We start from the raw sequence: 16,276 nt of genomic DNA, 5'->3' as shown, positions 1-16,276 counted from the left end.
GGGCAGGTACAGGGGTCATCTCTTGAGCAAGGATGGCCCCTGTCTTTCTTTTATAGAGCAGATCTAGCGCTCGCCTGCTGCGACAGCCTCTTCCAGCCTCAGGGAAAGAATACTTGAAGCGCTATTGCGCATAGAGACTCCATAAATAACCTGCGCTGTCGTCATCGTAACGCGGTTATGCGTGATCACGATAAACTGTGTCTTCTGGGACATGCGTCTCAGGATATCACAGAAGCGGGTCACATTCGATTCGTCAAGTGCAGCATCCACCTCATCCAACAGACAGAATGGCGGTGGGTTAATTTCCAGCAACGAGAATAATAGTGCAGCCGCTACTAAAGCGCGTTCCCCACCTGAGAGCAACGAAAGATCCTGCACTTTCTTTCCGGGAGGCTGTACAATCACTTCTACCCCGGTCGGCATCCCCGCGGGCGCATCTTCATTGCGTGAGGTGACCAATTCCAGTCGAGCCATCCCCCCATTAAACAAGGTAGTAAAATGCTCTTTAAAGCGCTCATTGACGGCGCGGAAGGTTGCCTCAAATTGCCGGGCCATCGTTGCATCAAGCTGCTCAATAATGGAGTGCAACCGTTGTGAGGCCTGTTCCAGATCAGCTATCTGGGTAGTCAGGAACTCGTGACGAATTCGTGTTTCCTCATAGAGCTGTGGAGCGTTCTCGTCACAGCCGCCCATTGCCTTCAAGCGAGAACGCAAAGAGTCCACCCGCCTGCGCAGCTTACGCAAACGCGTTTCCTCCTCCTCTGTAAGCTGTCCGTCTCCTGTCTCATCCTCCCGGTTCGCGTAGCGCGAGAGCTCTTGCGGGTCTTCAATCCCCATCTCCTCCTGCAATTGAGTAAGCAATGTCTCTACGGCATCTCGTGCCCGCTGGCATTCGAGCAAGGAGCGCCGATAGATATTCTCCTGCTCATTCTTGCGTTGTTGAAGCTGCATTCGCTCTCGGTCAATCGCTGCAATATGTTGCTCTACATCGGCAAGCTGTGCCTCAACGGTTTGCAGATTCGTAGCAAGCATGTTCGCTTTTTCCCGGGCCTGTCCCCGTTCGTCGCGCAGGCGCTCAAGAGTGGTCAGAAGCTCCTGTTTGCTCTGTTCTACTTCCTTTGCACGTGTCACCTGCTGATCGACCTGGGAGCGCAAATCCCGGGCAAGGGCCTGCTGTTGTACCAGTTGTTGTTGTAACGATTTCGCCTCCTGCCGCTTGACGGCCAGGGCGGTGCGCTCACGGTTCAACTCATCCTGACGGCGCCGATAGACGGTCGCTCGCTCTTCCATCTCATACTGTAACTCTTCGACAATCCCCTGCAATTCACGTTGTGACTTCTCATGTTGCTGCACCCGCTCCTGAACGGCGACAAGCTCCTGCTCAAGACCAGCGACTTCCGCCGCGAGCTGCTGTTCAACCGAAGCAGACAATTGAATCTCGGTCTGGAGACGTTCAAGCTCACGCTGAGAACCCTGCACCCCCCTATTCAAATCATGAATCCGCGCTCCCAATTTCTGGATCAGCTTATCCAGAGCGTTCTGTTCAGCTCGTCGGCCCTCCTGTGCCCGCTGAATCTCGCTCATTAAGGTGTTTAGCTGATCAAGCGCCTCCTTCTGCTCCTCAAGCTGAGCGGGCAGCGCTCGCAGCTCACGTTCATATGCAAGCAAGCCCTGCTGACCACCATCTTTCCCCTCACCACCCGAAAGCCAACCATCCACATGCAGCGCATCTCCTTGAAGAGTAACAACAGAAGTAAAGGGCAGATCGCTATCAGAGGAGATACTGAGTTGTAGCACCCATTCCATGAGTTCTCGGGCTATCGCAAGATCTTGAACGACGACAGCTCCACGCAGCAGGCGCCGAAAAAGCGGGCGAAAACGTGGCTCACATTGCACCAGTTGCCAGGCAAAACCACACACGCCTTCACATACCTGTGGCTTCTCGGCCAGAAAGCGCTGCAAGATGGCCTCTTCTACCTCCCCTTGAATCTGACTCACAACCTCATCCTCCCCTTCACGTTCCAACCAGAGCAGCATTGCCTTGCCAGCACGCGACGTTTTCAGATATTCCCGGCAGTTCAAAGCATCTTCGAGCGTCTGAACGACGACAGCCTGCATATAGGAACCAAGCGCCGCCTCTATCGCCTGCTCCATCCCTTCCGACACAACTCCCAGTTGTGGTACAGGCCCGATCAGCCCTCTCAATTTCTCGGTGGGAGCCCGCAGCAGCGCCCGTACTCCGTCACTATAGCCACTCAGGCTTTGTCGCCACTGCTTCAGCATATTCAAGCGATCCGAAAGGGTACGCCGACGGCGCTCCGCCTCGGCAAGCAGGTTTTTCAGCCGCTCATATTCCTGTTGCGCCTCAGCAATGCTACGCTGAACAGCCTGTCTCCTCTGTGTTGCCTTTTGTTCCTCGCTCCGCTCCTCTTCCAATCTTTGACGTTCGGTCTGAAGACGCGCTTCAATGGTCTGAAGATTGTGCTGCGCTCTGGCAATCGTTTCACGGCGTGCCGCCAGCGTACGGTTTCGCTCACCCAGTTGCTTCTGCAATCGTCCCAATTCCGTCTGGCTGGAACCAAGCCGGGCCTGCAACTGGATCAGATCATTCTGAGCTCCTCGCAAGCGGCGTTCATCCATCTCATATTCTTTTTGCGCTTTCGCCACTTCTGCCTCAAGGGTTGCCAGACGTGCTGAGCCATTATCAACTGCTTCTTCAGCCAGATCACATTGTTCTTCCAGGTCAATCGTCTGTTTCTGCACCGCGATCAGGCGTTCGCGTAAACGACGTTCCTCTTGCTGAAACGCGGCTCGCTGGCGATCGAGACCGCCCAGGCGTTCTTCGTTGACTGCAAGCTCACGCTCGATCTTTTGAACCTGATTATACGCTTCATTCCAGAGGCGACGCACCTCCGCAATACGTCCCTGTGTTTGCTGACGCGCAGAGCGCAGAAGTTCACTTCGTTCATTTGCTTCCTGCAAGGCTCCTTCAAGCTGCTGCATCTTCCGGGCCTGCTCTTGCTCTCTCTGCTCGGTAAGCTCTTTCGTTGTCAGCAGTCTCCGCCACTGCAACGCATACCAGGAAAGCAACACATCCTGTAACTCGGTCGTGAGCTGTTTATATTCGAGCGCCTTGCGGGCTTGCTCTTTGAGAGGGGCGAGCCGTGGCTCGATTTCGCTTACGATATCACGAACCCGTTCTAGATTCTGTTCTGTTTGCCGGAGACGATTTTCAGCATCGGTACGCTGGACCTGATAGGGACGAATACCAGCTGCATCCTCAAAAAGCCCGCGTCGTTCTTCGGCACGCAGGCTGAGTGTCGCGTCAATCATCCCCTGCCCGATCACGGTATAGGAATCGTGACCAATACGCGCCTGTGCCAGAAGCAACAACACATCCTTCAGGCGGACCTTTCGCTTGTTAATCAGATACTCATTCTCCCCTGAGCGGTAGCTTCTCCGGGTGACGGTGATCTCGCTATACTCTGAGGGAATCCAACCAGTACTATTATCAATGGTCAGTGACACCTCGGCCATGCCAAGAGCCGCACGACCGTGCCCACCCGCAAAAATAATATCATCGCTCTTCTTGCCGCGTAGCTGCCGCATACTCTGTTCACCCAGAACCCAGCGCATGGAATCCGCAACATTGGACTTCCCGGCCCCATTCGGGCCAACAACGGCAGTGATTCCCGGGCTAAACTCAAGCACGGTACGTGCGGCAAAGCTCTTAAAGCCAAGCATCTCCAAGCGCTTTAAATACACAGCCTGGTCCAAGCCTCCATCTAGATATTGCCAGATGTAGCGAATAATAGCATAGAGCATGGTTGCTGGTCGAGAGGGAAGGAGCAAGCAGCCATGCTCTCGAAAACAGCCATATATTTCTTGGCTATATGAAACACACGTAAAAAAGATATGTTCGTTGGTTCTCCTTCCTTTCTTAATCAACGAACACGGCCTCCAGAGAAAGGACAGCTATTCGCGTGGTAGAACATCCCAAAGCAACCAGACAAAAATGGTAATAGAAAACCCACACAGATGTTTTTAACCGCCCTGATAACTCCCCTTACCATATACCACCAAATCACGCCTTTCAAGATATCGAACTGTTACCGTTCCACGCAAACAGGGAACCACTGCTTCATGCGCAACCTCATCTACCAGAACGCCATCAGCCTCCCCTTCATGGCTATAGGAAATGCACTCGCGCAGCAAAAACACCTCCTGTCCGCTTATCAACTGCACCGGAAGCTCACCCCATGCACCCACACCACACACAAAACGATAGACATGACGCGCCTCCCATTGCGCAGCCGGAACCACAAAATCTTGCTCAGCCGGGAACGAATAATAGCTGCTTTGAGCCTCATCCTGTTCCTGTACCTGCGCCTCTCCCCGAACAAGCGCCTGAACAGCCCGCACGAGCAAGACACCGCCCAGTTCTGCACAGCGTATTTCCAGTTGCTCATAATCAATTCCCTCTGGCACAGAAAGTGCTCCCTGAGCCAAAATCGCGCCACTGTCCATCTTCTCTTCAAGCAGATGAACACTCACCCCGGTACGCTCGCATCCAAACCGAAACGTCCAGAACAACGGCACGGGACCACGGTTCGCAGGCAGCAGCGATGGATGGACATTCAGACTTCCCAGACGAGGTATCCGCAATACCGACCGCGGAATACGCGTGGAAAAACAGGCAACACAGATCAGATCAGGCCGATAGGCCGCCAGCATCTTCCGAGTCTCAGGGGCAGAAAGCGAAAAAACATCCCAGACCGGGATGGAATGCTTCCAGGCTATTTGTACAATAGAGGTATGGAGCGATGAGCGAACGATGGGGAGAAGCACACGTTTCCCCGCAGGCGGCTCGCGCCGCCGATAACCCTGCAAAGTTCTCCCCGGCAACGCCTGAGCGGGAAGAATCACAGCACAAACCTCAATCCCGCTTTTCAAGAGAGCCGAGAGGACCGGCGCGGAAAAACTCCCTTCCATACCAAAAAACAGAACGCGAGGTCGCTCTGGTTCAGAATGTTGATTTGACATGCTACTTCACATCTTGTAGTATCACTTTAAGGCGGATTCGCTTATCCAACGTATCAGGAGTTCCATCATGCCACGAACGGTCTATTGTGTCAAACTAAAACAAGAGCTCCCTGGCCTGGAAAAGCCACCTTTTCCCGGCGAGCTAGGGCAGCGCATTTATGAACATATCTCTCAACAAGCCTGGCGTATGTGGCCAGCACAGAGCATGCAGATTATTAATGAGCGGGGCCTGAATATGGCTGACCCTGAAGCCCGCAAGATCCTGCGCAAGGAAATGGAAAAATTCTTTTTTGGCGATGAAGCCAGATCAACGCAGCAACAAGAGCCGGGTCAAAGGCTGGTCTACTGTGCGAAATTGCAGCGTGAGCTTCCCGGCTTAGAGAAGCCGCCATTCCCGGGACCGCTTGGACAACGGATCTATGAAAGTATCTCCAAGCAGGCCTGGGAGATGTGGCCAGCCCAAAGCGTCCTTATTATCAACCATTATGGACTGAATATGGCCGACCCCGAAGCCCGCAAGATCCTGCGCGAACAGATGGAAGAGTTCTTCTTTGGTCAGGATGCTCGCATGCCAGAAGGTTGGACACCCGAAGCGGCAGGAGCTGGACCACAGCGCAAGGGCGGGGGTGGCGTCGCAAGGAAGAAATGAAACAACAAGGCAATATCCTACTTCTCTCGTGCTATGAACTGGGCCATCAACCATTTCACCTCGCCTCACTCTCAGCGATCTTACGGCAGGCAGGCTACGCCCCTGTAGCCGTCGATACTGCCGTAGAATCGCTCACAGATGAGGCAATCAAGCGTGCTCGTTTCATCGCCATCTCTGTACCGATGCATACAGCTTTGCGTCTGGGTGAACAACTGGCCCGACGCATCAGAGCGGTGAATCCACAGGCATTTATCTGCCTCTATGGGCTCTACGCGCTTCTCAATGCCGAGCATCTACTGCAAGGAACTATCGATGCGGCAATTGGAGGCGAATATGAAACGCCACTACTCAACCTGATTCAGGCACAGGAACAGGGCTCAACGCTTGAGATTCCTGGAGTCTACAGCAGGGAAGCAAGCAGCGGCCCGTGGATAGCACGAACACCCTTTATTATACCCGAGCGACAACAGCTCCCCCCACTTACGAGCTATGCTCGGCTACAATGGGGCGATGAGATCAGGCTAGCAGGCTACACCGAGACGACACGTGGCTGTAAGCACACCTGCACCCACTGCCCACTAACGCCTGTCTATAACGGTCGCTTCTTTGCCGTTCCGGTCCCAATCGTGTTAAATGACATCCGTGCTCAGGTTGAGCAAGGAGCACAGCACATCACGTTCGGCGATCCCGATTTCTGGAACGGCCCGACTCACGCAATGCGTATCTTACGCTCCATGCACCGGGAATTCCCGGAGCTGACTTTTGATGCTACCATTAAAATTGAGCATCTACTAAAACATCAGCACCTGCTCCCGGAGATGCGTGAGCTAGGCTGCGCCTTCGTCGTTTCAGCGGTCGAGTCGCTCAATGATCTTGTACTCCAACGGCTGAAGAAGGGACACACCGCCGAAGATGTCGCAACCATCTGCGATATTATGGATCAGGTGGGCGTGGCACTCCGACCCTCTCTGCTTCCCTTCTCTCCCTGGGAGACACTGGAGAGCTATCTTGCTCTACTCCAGTTTTTTGAGGATCGAGGCTACATTGAACATCTTGACCCTGTCCATCTCTCCATTCGCCTGCTTATTCCACCGGGTTCCGCCATTTTGGATGCCCCTGACCGCAACGAATGGCTAGGGAAGCTGGATGCAGCCGACTATACCTATCGCTGGCAACATCCAGACCCACGTATGGATCTGCTTCAAAAGCAGGTTGCACACCTGGTAGAAGAGGGTGAACAGTGCAAAGCAGACCCGGTTGAGACGTTCTTCCAGGTCAAAGCACTGGCACTGGCAATGCAGGATCAGCCATTCTCGGTTGCAGACGCGGTACAGCACTATCAGAAACGCGAAGTCTTGCCGCATCTGACCGAATCGTGGTTCTGTTGAGCAGAGCCGACGCGGGACCAGTTGGGTTCCACACGCTAAATCTCATTGTTACCCTTTTCTATCTTTCTCGTTTCCCTGATAGTAGAGATGTTCTCTCTGTTATCAGGGAACCGGGAACATCCCGGGATTCCCGCATACATACCTCCTTTCTTGATACTCGCTCAATGTTTGCACAATGTACCACAAGGAGCCTTATTCATGACAACAAGCCCCACTGCCAGAAGAGTACAGGAAGAGCTTCACAGGCGCGGCTTTGATTGCACTGTCATCGAGCTCTCGACACCTACACGCACCGCGAAAGAGGCTGCTCAGGCTGTTGGCTGTGGCGTAGAGCAGATTGTCAAATCGCTGATCTTTCGGGCAACCGACAGCAATAGCCCCATTCTTGTCGTTGCTAGCGGGTCCAACCGCGTCAACGAGGCCAGAATCAGTCAGCTTGTAGGCGAGCCAATCGCGAAAGCGGACGCAACCTTTGTGCGCGAACGCACCGGGTTTGTGATTGGTGGCGTTGCTCCCATCGGTCATAAAGAGCCTATTCGCACATTTATTGACGAAGATCTCCTTCAATATAGCGAGATCTGGGCCGCCGCTGGAACACCCACCTCTATTTTCAAACTCACCCCACATGATCTACAGACGATGACAGATGGCCAGGTCGTCACAATCAAATAGCACGCCACATCGGCCCTCCGGGGCCGATTTTTGGGTCCGCTACCGCTGAAAAACCTCCAGAAACGCTCTATTTATGATGAGACGAGAAAACATGTTTCTCCCTCTCAGAACACAGAAGGAGATTTTACCTCTGGACTTCACATTGAGCTCATAAAAAAATGAGGATACGATTTTACCTCTTTATGAATAATAAATCATAATTCCCTCTTCAGTTTTGAATTGCCTCTCTAAGTAATATTGTTCCCAACAAAAACCGTTATAAATATGCTATTCTTAATATATAAATATACCGCTACTTACCTCAGGGTATTTTGTTCTCCACATTATGCCAAGTGGAATGTGAAGTTGAAAAGGAGGAAATTAATTTGTTAGCCACTGTTTGGCAAACGTTTCGGAAGGCTCCCAATACCCTCAAGAATGAGGAGAAACTGGGAGATTTTACTGCTACGCCCAGGGTGATCTGGCTTTCAATCCTTGCTATCGTTATTGGCATCTTCAGCACTTTTATTGCCCTTGTTCTATTAACCCTGATTCGCTTCTTTACCAATCTCTTCTTCTTTCAGCGCTTCAGTATTGAGGATGTTTCCCCTGCTACCAATCATCTGGGTATCTTTGTGGTGATTGTTCCTGTAGTAGGTGCATTGCTGATCGGTCTGATGGCCCGGTATGGTTCGGAGCGCATTCGTGGGCATGGCATCCCCGAAGCGATCGAAGCTATTCTCGTAAATGGAAGCAAAGTCGATCCCAAAGTAGCACTGCTGAAACCTGTGTCAGCAGCCATTTCTATCGGCTCCGGTGGCCCCTTTGGCGCGGAAGGGCCAATCATCATGACAGGTGGAGCATTCGGCTCGATGATCGCCCAATTCTTCCATTTTTCGAGTGCCGAAAGAAAAATCATGCTGGTTGCCGGGGCCGCCGCTGGAATGTCGGCAACCTTCGACGCACCCGTTGCCGCAGTACTGCTCGCCGTGGAATTATTGCTGTTTGAATGGAAACCACGCAGCCTGATTCCTGTCGCGCTGGCAAGCGTGACTGCGGGCTTTCTACGCTACTACTTCCTGGGCGCTGGCCCGCTCTTCCCGGTCCCGGCTCATCCTGCGGCCCTCGATTTCTGGGCACTACTGGCCTGCATTGCGACAGGAGTTCTGGCAGGGCTGCTTTCCTGCCTTGCAACCATCCTTGTCTATGCCTTCGAGGACCTGTTCCACCGCTTACCGCTTCATTGGATGTGGTGGCCAGCCATAGGAGCGATCGCGGTCGGCGTCGGCGGCCTGATTTTCCCGCCAGCCCTGGGCGTTGGATATGACAATATCGGAACCATACTTCAGGGAAACACGACTCTGACGCTGCTCTTCGGTATCCTGATTGTGAAACTGTTGATCTGGGCGATCGCGCTTGGCTCGGGAACCTCGGGCGGCGTGCTGGCACCGCTGCTGATGGTCGGGTGTGCCCTGGGAGGTCTCGAAAGCTTCATCTTCCCTCATCAAGGCGGCGGCTTCTGGGCCCTCCTTGCCATGGGGGCGATGCTGAGTGGTACAATGCGCGCCCCCTTGACGGGAGTCATCTTTGCGCTTGAGCTGACCCATGATCTCAACGCGCTGGTTCCGTTGCTGATCACCTGCATGCTCTCGTATGGCTGCACCGTTCTCCTGATGCGCCGCTCGATTCTAACCGAAAAGATCAGCCGCCGGGGCTACCACCTCAGCAACGAATACGCGATCGATCCCCTGGAAATCCTGTTTGTACGAGAGGTCATGCGCACCAACATTATCGCGCTGCCAACACAGGTGACACGAGATAACCTGATACAGCTACTCAACAGCAAGCAACTCAAGCAGGGGAAACAACTGCTCTTCCCGGTCATTGATGAGCAGAAGCATATTCAGGGCGTTCTCACACGCAACGATCTTACCCGGCTGATCGATGAGGTGCCTGCCATAGGCACGCATCCCCTTTCGACCTATCTGAAGACGAACCCCATTGTCGCCTATACTGATGAAAACCTGCGCACAGTAGCCTATCGTATGGCCCAGACCGGACATACCCGCTTCCCTGTGGTGGAACGAGCCCACCCTGATATATTGGTAGGCATCGTTGCGCTGAGCGATCTGTTGAAAGCGCGTTCACGCAACCTGCATGAAGAGCGACAACGTGAGCGTATCTTCCAGATTCATACTCTGTTTTCCTCTCGAACCAGAGTACCGGTTAAATAAGAGGATAAGGGAGGGTCTGAAATGTCCCTCCCTTTCTCCTGATTTTGTGAGATAATGAAACCATGAAACTCATAAACCCATGAATACGTACTAGGTAGGGGAAAACTTCTTCTCAATCAAACTATCTCCGAAAAGTAAGGAGAGAAAGAGTATCGTGATTGAACAGTCAATACACTCCTCGGAAGGGGACAAGGTCGCAACGAAGACGATCTTAGTGGTCGATGATGATCTAGACATTGGCTCCTGGTTAGTTCAAGCCATCGCGGAAGAAACGCCATACGAAGCCTTCTACGCACAAGACGCCTTCGAGGCGTTGCGCATATTACAGGATCAACCCTGCGATCTTTTCCTTTTAGACTATCAGCTCCCGGGCATTAATGGCCTGGAACTTTATGATATGCTCTGTTCGTCTATGGGCATCGACGTGTTGCCCGCTATTTTTATCAGCGCAAGCACCAGACTCCCACAACAGGATATTCAAAGGCGCAATTTACGCAGCCTCAATAAACCTTTTGAACTCGACGAACTTTTGCACACCCTGCATGAACTTCTAGAAGAGCCAGTCTAAATGCAACATCCCGCTCGGGAGTTCTTTATCAGAGAGGGCGTGGAAGTGGAATATCACTATATAGTATAACAGAGACGGTATAATAAAAGAGAAGCGTTTCTAGAGTTGTTTCCAATGCGCTCAAACGTTTTCAAACAGAGTTTTGATGGCATACCCGTGGCTGCAATCGCGGGAATGCTTTCATTGCAGTTGTTCAAAGGAAGAAGGTAGAGAATTTTATGGACACATCCACTAAGAAACAGGTTCTACGCATGTTTACCTACGGCTTGTACGCCGTAGGCTGCGTGGATGGAAACGACGTAAACGCGTTTACCGCGAACTGGCTGACACAGGTCTCTTTTGAACCACCTCTTATCGCGGTCTCCGTCGAGAATGATGCCAAATCACTCCCGATGATCCAGCGAAGCCGCAAATTCACCGTGAATGTGCTTCGTTCGGGACAGCGTGAACTGGCTGGCAACCTCGGGAAATCCGCACTGAAATACCCCGACAAGCTGAAAGATATCCCTTATGAACTGATCGAAGAACAGTATCTGGTGCTCAAGGATGCGCTGGCTTGGGTTGCCTGTGAAGTCCGGCATACCGCACCGGCTGGCGACTCAACCCTGATTATCGCCGAAGTTGTAGGCACCGGTATCCTTGCTGAGGGACAGCCACTGACAATGACAGAAACTGGCTTCCGCCACGCAGGCTAAAGGAGTTTATATGCAACAACAGAGCAGCATTTCTGCTGCATCGGCATATCAATGTCCATTCTGTCAAAAGGAGCACCTGAGCGGATATATTCTCCGGGAAAGTGCCTCGTTCTACATAGTGGTTGACCACGCCCCTCTACTCAAAGGGCATCTCTTGATTATCCCGAAAAAGCACTATAGCTGCTATGGAGCGGTCCCTGCCGAGCTGGATAACGAACTCCAGGAGCTCAAGCAAGAGGTTGCACACTTCTTTTCATGCTTCTATCAACAAATCGCATACTGGGAGCATGGTGTCTTCCACCAATCCGTCTTTCATGCACACCTCCACTGCTTCCCGCTCGGACCAGCCCGCTATGATCTAAGCGAGCAACTTCATGTTCACATAGTGAAATCTCAGGATGATGTCAGACAGTGGTACCAGCAACACGGCCACTATTTCTACTTTCAGAGCCCCTCGCAGCCCGAACAGCAGGGGCTCATCTTTCCGCCAGATCGCGGCATCTATGATCGCATTGCACGGCAGGTCATCTGGCCCTCGGTTGCCGCTCAAACCGGACAGACGCGCTGGCATACGGCAGCGGAACGGCTTGCCGTCGGACAGCCCGCTATAGCCGAAACCCGGCTGTATTGGAAGCAGTTCCAGACAGGTTGTCAGATCAGCTAACAACGTACAAAGATGCATCAGAATGCGATATAATACTTGAGAGCTCTTGCGGATGCAGAGCACAGGATGCAATCGTTCAATAGTGCTTAGAAAGGCAAAAAGATCAATGGCGATCCGTAAAGCAGGTTTTAAAGTAGGTGTCATTGGCTGCGGCCTTATGGGAAGCGGCATCGCACAAACATGTGCGCAATCAGGTTATGAAACAGTGGTGCGTGAGGTCAATCAGGAGCTGCTTGATAAAGGACTCGCGCGCATCCATTCCGCCTGGGAAATGATGGTCAACAAGGGGAAAATCACCCAGGGCCAGGCCGACGAACATAAAGCACGTTTGCATGGTACGGTGCGACTGGAAGACCTCGCGGACTGCGATATTGTGATAGAAGCAATCATCGAGAACATGGAGGAGAAGCTGCGGCTCTTCCCTGCGCTTGATGCGATCTTGAAACCCGAAGCCCTTATCCTGAGCAACACCTCTTCGCTCAATATCACTCAAATGGGCGCTGTGACCAAAAGACCAGAACAGGTATGCGGACTTCACTTCTTCAATCCAGCACCTGTTATGAAACTGGTCGAGATCGTCAAAACACTCTCCACCTCCGAGCAGACCATTGAAACGGTCCGTGAATTCGCTATTTCGCTCGGGAAAACGCCGGTGCTGGCGAAAGATACAGCCGGGTTTATTGTCAATTTCCTGCTCATTCCCTATCTGTTGGCCGCGATTCGGATGCTTGAAAATGGAATGGCAAGCAGGGAAGACATTGACACTGCGATGAAGTATGGATGTGGCTACCCAATGGGCCCCCTGACGCTGCTCGACTATGTAGGGCTGGACACCACCCTGTGGGCAGCAGAAGCTATTTACGAGGAGTATAAAGAGCCACTTTATGCGCCGCCACCCCTGCTGAGGCGTATGGTGAATGCCGGAATGCTCGGTCGGAAAAGCGGTAAAGGCTTCTACGATTACAGCGAGACCAAATAGCACAAAAAAGAGGGATGAGAGCATACGCTTTCATCCCTTTTGTTCTTTCTGCTTTGCTCTATGCCAACCCTAGCGACTCACAGCAGATGCGGCAACCCGACCCGGGTTCTTCGGCATAATCTTACGCCGCTCGCCAACAAACTTCTGAGGCTTCGGCGCTACTTCCTCCGGGTGGAAGGAACCGCTTGCATCAGTATTGATACCAGGATAGTTCGGACCGTAGTTATAATGGCCTGTCTGTGCCGGGGATAGCGGAGAACGACCAAAGAGAGGTACGCCGTTCAACGCCGGTAGCGTTCTATCCTCAACATCATCGTACAGGTCATCCGGTACGGTGTTCAAACCACGCTTGAGCAAATCATCTTCGCTCACAGTAAGGCGCAGAGTGTTACCCTGGCTTGTCTCCTCAATCACATCATGAGGGACATAGAGCACCTTCGCAACAATATCACCGCGTTCAGCTAGAATATAATGACTAAAACGCGCCTCCACCCTACCGAGCCAGTTTCCATCTTTATCGACAACTTCCTGTCCAATCTGGAAACGAGAAGCAGTCTCTACCACTTTATAGCGCTCTTTTGGCTTTTTCATCGGATCTTCCAGTGCCCACCCCATAATACCGACAATGATAAAGGGGGCTCCGACATACGTCAGAATGGCACTATCAGGAAAACCAAGCATGCCAGCGACGGTGATAAAGATGGCCACCGTTAAAATCAGAGGCCACAGGCTCGGATTGGGAAGATGGATATGATGCTCTTCTTCTGCGCTCGTCGCCTCCGCCTGTTCAACTACGGGGGATTGTTTTGCCTCGTCTGCTGCGAGACTAGCACTTCGAAGAGTACTGTCCATAAGCTCCGCTTTCCTCTAAGAAAATGTGTACTATCCGCGAGGACTGCTTCTTCCCTTGCATTGTCCTTGATCTAAGCATAGCACAATCCTCGCGGTTTGACCAGTAGCAGCCCTTGCTTGCTTTCTACTGGCGAGGTCAAGGATAGTGTTTCTCATATTATAAGAGGGTTGATCAACCCCTTTCAGCATCAATACGCATTCATTCCTCTAAAGCCGATTTGAGAGCAGATATTCTTTCATTTCCTTCTAAAAAGGGTGATATTTTCTGTTTTTCTATCGTATTATAAAGTACACAAAATATTTTCTGTGCGCCTGTTTTATGATCCTGTAATCTGTATTTCGTTCTATTATATTGTTGAATGTGATTAGGAGATCACAGGATGGATACAAAAGATACGCTCTCCTCCCCCGATGAAAGCACCAGGCCAGCTCTTCCTGAGGACGTTGAACAGCCAGAACAACACGCCGAAGCAGTTCCAGAGCCGAAGAAGTCCCCGACGCCGATGCAAGAATCACTGCGTCGCTTCAGGCGTGATACTCGTTCCATGATCTGTTTGGCAATCATGATTCTCTTTCTCCTGATCCCTCTGATTGGCCCGCCGATCTACCGCAATATCGGGCCAGTCATGACCACCTCGACCGGCACACAGATACATCCGCAAGAATATCGTGACCCTTATCATCAGGAGCTTGATAATCAGGATCAGGGACCATCGGCCTATTATTGGCTGGGGACTGATAGCATTGGTCGCGACTTACTGGCACGTCTGATGCAGGGCCTGCTTATCTCCTTTGCCGTCGCTATTGTCGTTGAAATTGTCACCGATGTTCTGGGCCTGATAGTAGGCACTTTAGCAGGCTACTTCGGTGGCTGGATGGACCAGATTCTCGCCAGATTTACTGATATCATGTTCGCGTTTCCCGGACTGCTGTTTGCCATTCTTCTGACAGGGATTTTCGGCTCATCGGCGGATACCTTTTTTGACAAGGTTCCGCTTGTTGGCGGCAACGGCTATGCGCGTCTGATTCTGGTCTCCTGTGCGCTCTCACTGGTATCATGGCCATTGGTTGCACGGCTAGTTCGAGGACAAACGCTTCAAATTAAAGAACAGCCCTTTATCGAAGCCGCCCGCGCCTCGGGAGCATCCAGCAGCAAGACCATTATTCACCATATCATCCCGAACCTCTTCTCTCTCATTCTGGTTCAGATATCATTGAGCATTGGAGGGACCATTATTGGTGAGGCCGGACTGAGTTTCCTCGGTCTGGGTGTCCAGCCTCCCGGTTCCAGCATTGGTCTGATGATTAATGATGCCGCCAATCTGGTAGACACGTATCCCTGGGAAGTCCTCTTCCCGTCCATCGTCCTGACCATTATTGTGCTCTGTCTCTCATTTATCGGTGATGGCATGCGTGATGCCTTTGACCCCCGCTCGAAAGATTAAGCCAGCAATGGTCCCCGGCGCGTCTTGTTCCGGGGACCATTGCTGCTAGGCAGTTACCTGGTGCAACAAAAGATCTTCCTCATAGATCCGTCGAATAATCGACTCAATCTCTGGCTCTTGAAAGGTCACATCACGCAACGTCACCCGCTGTCCAAGCCAGGCCACCAGCTCATGAGCAGGCATCGCATCTCGATGGAACTGCAACCAGATCTGCGGTCCATCAGTGCGGACCAGCTGCACCTGCGCTGGCAGATCAGGTAGCAGCACCTCACCGGCCTCATCGCGAGGAAGCTGTTGCAAAGCCGACTGCTCCAATACCGCAATCAACATACGATCCTTACCAAAGGTATCGCGGATCTCTGTAACCGTGCCATCATACAGCTTATGCCCATGATCGATAATCACCATACGCTGACAGAGCGCCTCGATATCGTCCATATCGTGCGTTGTCAATAGAATCGTCGTACGGCGTTCGGTATTGAGCTGCTGCAAGAACTCCCGGATGCGCGCTTTCGCAACCACATCCAGGCCGATCGTTGGTTCATCCAGATAGAGAAGTTCCGGTTCATGTAATAGCGCTGCCGCGATATCGCCACGCATACGCTGCCCTAGAGAAAGCTGACGCACCGGCGTATCAAGAAATGCCTTCAGATCTAGCAACTCACAGAGTTGTGCCAGATTGGTCCTAAATCGTGTCTCGGGCACCCGATAGAGATGCCGCAGCAATTGAAGCGAGTCAATAAGTGGGAGATCCCACCACAACTGTGAGCGCTGCCCGAACACAACCCCGATCTTCGCGGCCAGTTCACGCCTTCGTTCAATCGGCACCAGCCCCGCAACGCGAATCGAGCCACCTGACGGCTGCAAAATACCGGTCATCATCTTGATGGAGGTACTCTTTCCAGCACCGTTCGGCCCAATCAGCCCTATCATTTCGCCACGCTCCACACGCAACGAAAGCCCCTGCACCGCATGCACAAGTTGCAACTCCGGATTCACAATACTTCTCAATCCACCCAGAAAGCCCGGGCGGCGCTTTGCCAACCGAAATACTTTGCTGAGATGCTCTATCTCGATAATTGCGGACATAGCACAGTTCCTTCCTTCT

The 16,276-nt window shown here is 52.3% G+C and carries 13 protein-coding genes; 9 read left to right on the top strand and 4 right to left on the bottom strand.

Annotation, left to right across the window (positions count from 1 at the left end):
- Nucleotides 1-63: 63 nt before the first annotated feature.
- Together smc and KTH_RS30965 are read right to left on the bottom strand one after the other, a co-directional pair.
- Nucleotides 64-3,765 carry a chromosome segregation protein SMC gene (smc, locus tag KTH_RS30970; RefSeq protein WP_497622762.1) on the bottom strand — a complete coding sequence of 1,234 codons (3,702 nt, stop codon included), beginning with the start codon at nucleotides 3,763-3,765 and terminating at the stop codon, nucleotides 64-66.
- A 279-nt stretch (nucleotides 3,766-4,044) separates the two neighbouring features.
- Nucleotides 4,045-5,043, bottom strand: coding sequence for a methionyl-tRNA formyltransferase (locus KTH_RS30965; RefSeq protein ID WP_111321604.1), 999 nt, complete (start codon nucleotides 5,041-5,043; stop codon nucleotides 4,045-4,047).
- A gap of 67 nt (nucleotides 5,044-5,110) precedes the next feature.
- Between KTH_RS30965 and KTH_RS30960 the strand changes: the two genes are divergently transcribed.
- The 8 genes from KTH_RS30960 to KTH_RS30925 all read left to right on the top strand — a co-directional run bounded on the left by KTH_RS30960 (nucleotide 5,111) and on the right by KTH_RS30925 (nucleotide 12,871).
- Nucleotides 5,111-5,692, top strand: coding sequence for an oxidative damage protection protein (locus tag KTH_RS30960; protein ID WP_497622760.1), 582 nt, complete (start codon nucleotides 5,111-5,113; stop codon nucleotides 5,690-5,692).
- A complete protein-coding gene (locus KTH_RS30955) occupies nucleotides 5,689-7,080 on the top strand; it encodes a CUAEP/CCAEP-tail radical SAM (seleno)protein (RefSeq protein ID WP_111321606.1) in 1,392 nt (463 codons plus the stop codon). Before KTH_RS30960 ends, KTH_RS30955 begins: the two co-directional genes overlap by 4 nt.
- Nucleotides 7,081-7,278: 198 nt before the next feature.
- The gene (locus KTH_RS30950; RefSeq protein ID WP_111321608.1) at nucleotides 7,279-7,752 is read left to right on the top strand and encodes a YbaK/EbsC family protein; all 474 of its coding nucleotides are present in this window, start codon (nucleotides 7,279-7,281) and stop codon (nucleotides 7,750-7,752) included.
- A gap of 365 nt (nucleotides 7,753-8,117) precedes the next feature.
- Nucleotides 8,118-9,965, top strand: a complete 1,848-nt coding sequence (locus KTH_RS30945; protein ID WP_111321610.1) for a chloride channel protein — start codon at nucleotides 8,118-8,120, stop codon at nucleotides 9,963-9,965.
- A 154-nt stretch (nucleotides 9,966-10,119) separates the two neighbouring features.
- Nucleotides 10,120-10,533, top strand: coding sequence for a response regulator (locus tag KTH_RS30940; RefSeq protein WP_170142526.1), 414 nt, complete (start codon nucleotides 10,120-10,122; stop codon nucleotides 10,531-10,533).
- Nucleotides 10,534-10,751: 218 nt separating this feature from the next.
- Nucleotides 10,752-11,228, top strand: a complete 477-nt coding sequence (locus tag KTH_RS30935; protein WP_111321614.1) for a flavin reductase family protein — start codon at nucleotides 10,752-10,754, stop codon at nucleotides 11,226-11,228.
- A 10-nt stretch (nucleotides 11,229-11,238) separates the two neighbouring features.
- The gene (locus tag KTH_RS30930) at nucleotides 11,239-11,892 is read left to right on the top strand and encodes an HIT family protein (RefSeq protein ID WP_111321616.1); all 654 of its coding nucleotides are present in this window, start codon (nucleotides 11,239-11,241) and stop codon (nucleotides 11,890-11,892) included.
- Between the two features lie 106 nt (nucleotides 11,893-11,998).
- Nucleotides 11,999-12,871 (top strand): 3-hydroxyacyl-CoA dehydrogenase family protein, encoded by an 873-nt coding sequence (locus KTH_RS30925; protein ID WP_497622757.1) that lies wholly within the window; start codon nucleotides 11,999-12,001, stop codon nucleotides 12,869-12,871.
- A 69-nt stretch (nucleotides 12,872-12,940) separates the two neighbouring features.
- Here the strand turns inward: KTH_RS30925 and KTH_RS30920 are convergent, their stop codons facing one another.
- Nucleotides 12,941-13,723, bottom strand: a complete 783-nt coding sequence (locus tag KTH_RS30920) for a hypothetical protein (protein WP_497622755.1) — start codon at nucleotides 13,721-13,723, stop codon at nucleotides 12,941-12,943.
- A 380-nt stretch (nucleotides 13,724-14,103) separates the two neighbouring features.
- Here KTH_RS30920 and KTH_RS30915 point away from each other — a divergent pair, with 380 nt between their 5' ends.
- Nucleotides 14,104-15,168, top strand: a complete 1,065-nt coding sequence (locus KTH_RS30915; protein WP_497622753.1) for an ABC transporter permease — start codon at nucleotides 14,104-14,106, stop codon at nucleotides 15,166-15,168.
- 45 nt (nucleotides 15,169-15,213) lie between these two features.
- On the opposite strand, the gene KTH_RS30910 is transcribed toward KTH_RS30915, so the two are convergent.
- Nucleotides 15,214-16,257 (bottom strand): ABC transporter ATP-binding protein, encoded by a 1,044-nt coding sequence (locus KTH_RS30910; protein ID WP_497622751.1) that lies wholly within the window; start codon nucleotides 16,255-16,257, stop codon nucleotides 15,214-15,216.
- Nucleotides 16,258-16,276 lie beyond the last annotated feature (19 nt).

This window comes from Thermosporothrix sp. COM3 (assembly GCF_059696735.1).
Note: the sequence above shows the minus strand (reverse complement) of the source record. Positions and strands in the feature narration are given on the sequence as shown.